At 42.7% G+C, this 756-nt stretch carries 1 protein-coding gene; it reads left to right on the top strand.

Annotated features, from left to right (window positions below; genetic code table 11):
* The first annotated feature begins 91 nt into the window (after window positions 1–91).
* Window positions 92–598: an OmpH family outer membrane protein gene (locus A3738_RS07005; protein WP_068478409.1), complete on the top strand. Its 507-nt coding sequence runs from the start codon at window positions 92–94 to the stop codon at window positions 596–598.
* Window positions 599–756 lie beyond the last annotated feature (158 nt).

Here is a 756-nt window from a genome sequence, read left to right on the forward strand (position 1 = left end):
CAAGGCCATGAATGCGACGCCTGAAGACGAAAAGCAGTTTTTCCAGTTTTCTCTTGGACAACCATTTTAATAAAAACGAGGATTTTATCTCATGAAATTAATTAGATCAGTTAGTGCTGTGGTAATGCTTGCGATGCTTAGTTTCTCAGTTGCAGCTGAGACTCGCCTTGGTTTGATCGATATGCGAGCAGCTTTATTTTCGTCAAAGGCGGCACAAAGCTTCTCGGATAAAATGGTCGCTGAGTTTAAGGAACAAGACCTTGAGGTCCGCGCTGTAAGTGAGGCTGCGCGCAAACTTGAACTGCGTTTGCAAAACGATGCGGCAATTATGAGTGATAGCGAACGAGCAAAACTTTCCGCGGATTTAGAGGAAAAAGCGCAAGAGTTTCGTTACTTGAAAACGAAGCTTGATAAGGCTTTGGCGGAGAAGCGTCAGGAATTTTTAGAACTGTCACGCCCGAATTTGGATATGGTGATTGCAGACTTGGTTGCTCAGGAAAAGCTGGATGTCATTATGCCAAGAGAAGCGGCTTTGTATGCCGATCCAAAACTTGATTACACACAAAAAATCATCGATATGCTTGATGCATTAAAATAGAGTTCTGACGATTATATATGCTTCAAAAGACTTTTACTCTTATCCAGCTTGCTGAAAAAGTTGGTGGCTCTGTTCAAGGTGACGAGTCATTAGCCATTAATGGCTTAGCGACTATTCAGGATGCGGATCAGGCTAAGTTGAGCTTCATTGCAAATCCT

The sequence above is a fragment of the Oleiphilus sp. HI0066 genome, assembly GCF_001635725.1.